This window comes from Amycolatopsis rhizosphaerae, assembly GCF_007713715.1.
In the GTDB taxonomy this organism is placed as follows: domain Bacteria; phylum Actinomycetota; class Actinomycetes; order Mycobacteriales; family Pseudonocardiaceae; genus Amycolatopsis_E; species Amycolatopsis_E rhizosphaerae.
Genome location: NZ_VJWX01000802.1, coordinates 1 through 1,687, shown reverse-complemented (window position 1 = coordinate 1,687; position 1,687 = coordinate 1). Strand labels below are relative to the sequence as shown.

The window sequence follows — 1,687 nt, the reverse complement described above, 5'->3', positions numbered from 1 at the left end:
GACCGCCGGTCGACCATGCCCACCGCCGACGTCACCGTGGTGATGCCGGTACGGGACTTCGACGGCCCGCTGCCCGCCGGGCGCACCGTGGTGGTCGACGACGGCTCACGGATCCCCATCGAGGGCGCCGCCCACCGCCACGAGACGGCGCGCGGCCCCGCCGCCGCCCGCAACACCGGCTGGCGCACCGTGACCACGGAACTGGTCGCCTTCCTCGACGCCGACACCGAACCGGTGCCCGGCTGGCTGGAAACCCTCCTGCCGCATTTCGAAGATCCCGCCGTGGCCGCGGTCGCGCCGCGCGTGCGCAGCGTGCCGGGGCCCTCCGCGCTCGCCCGGTACGAGCGGGTCCGCTCGGCGCTGGACCTCGGCCCGGACCCGGCCCCGGTGCGGCCCGGCGGTCGCGTCACCTACCTGCCCACCGCCGCGCTGGTGGTGCGCACGTCCGCGCTGCGCGAGGCCGGGGGGTTCGACGAGGGCCTGCGCTACGGCGAGGACGTGGACCTGATCTGGCGGCTCGTCGCGCACGGTCACCGGGTGCGGTACGAGCCCGCCGCGGAGGTGCTGCACGCGCCGAGACCGACCTGGCGGGCCTGGCTGGAACAGCGGTTCCGTTACGGCACTTCGGCGGCGCCGCTGGCCCGGCGGCACGGGCGCCGGACGGTGGCGCCCGTGCGCGTCTCCGGCTGGACGGCGCTGGTGTGGGGGCTGGCGGCGGCGGGACGGCCCCTGCCCGCGGCGGCCCTCGCGCTGGGCACCGCCGCCCTGCTGCCCCGCAAACTGCGGCCGGTCGGCCTGCCCGCACGCCGGTCGCTGCCGATCGCGCTGCGGGGACACCTCGGCGCCGGGCACTACCTCGCCGAGGCGCTCACCCGCACCTGGGGACCGCTCGCGATACCGGTGCTCGCGGCCCGGCGGAAGGGGCGGGTCGTGCTCGCCCTGGCGCTGGCACGCCACCTGCGGGAGTGGGCGGTGCGCAGGCCCGGCCTCGATCCGGTGCGCTGGCTCCTCGCCCGTGTCGCCGACGACCTCGCGTACGGGGCGGGGGTGTGGCGCGGCTGTGCCCGTGAGCGCACGGTCGCGCCGCTGATCCCCGATCTGTCGTCCTGGCCGGGCAAACCATGACCGGACTGTCCGGGCTGAGCTGGCCCGAACTGACCGGCCCCCGGCTGCTCGCGGTGCCGCTCGGCGCCGTCGAGCAGCACGGGCCCCATCTGCCGTTCACCGTGGACACCGAGATCGCGGTGGCCCTGTGCGAGCGGCTCGCCCTCCGCCGCGCGCGGGTCGTGGTCGCTCCCGCCCTGCCCTACGGTTCCAGTGGAGAACACGCCGGTTTCGCCGGGACGCTGTCCATCGGGCAGGAAGCCACCGAAACGGTGCTGGTGGAACTGGTGCGCTCGGCCGACGCGTTCGCGGGCGTGGTGCTGGTGTGCGCGCACGGCGGCAACGCGGTTCCGGTGCGGCGCGCGGTGGCGAAACTGCGGTACGAGGGCCGGAACGTGGCCGCCTGGTTCCCGCGAGGTTCCGGCGACGACTCCCACGCCGGGCACACCGAGACCTCGGTGATGCTCGCCCTGCGCCCGTCCGCCGTCCGCCGCGACCGGCTTGCCCCCGGGAACACCTCACCGCTGCCGAGCCTGATCGACGAACTCCGGGCGGGCGGGGTCCGCGCGGTCAGCGAGAGCGG

General features: G+C 76.6%; 2 protein-coding genes. Both read left to right on the top strand.

Annotated features, from left to right (window positions below; genetic code table 11):
• Window positions 1–1,125 (top strand): mycofactocin biosynthesis glycosyltransferase MftF (gene mftF, locus FNH05_RS36975; protein WP_144593475.1); only part of this gene is annotated, 1,125 nt, incomplete at its 5' end.
• Window positions 1,122–1,687: mycofactocin biosynthesis peptidyl-dipeptidase MftE (mftE, locus tag FNH05_RS36970; protein ID WP_144593474.1), on the top strand; the 566-nt coding region annotated here is incomplete at its 3' end. The genes mftF and mftE, both read left to right, overlap by 4 nt.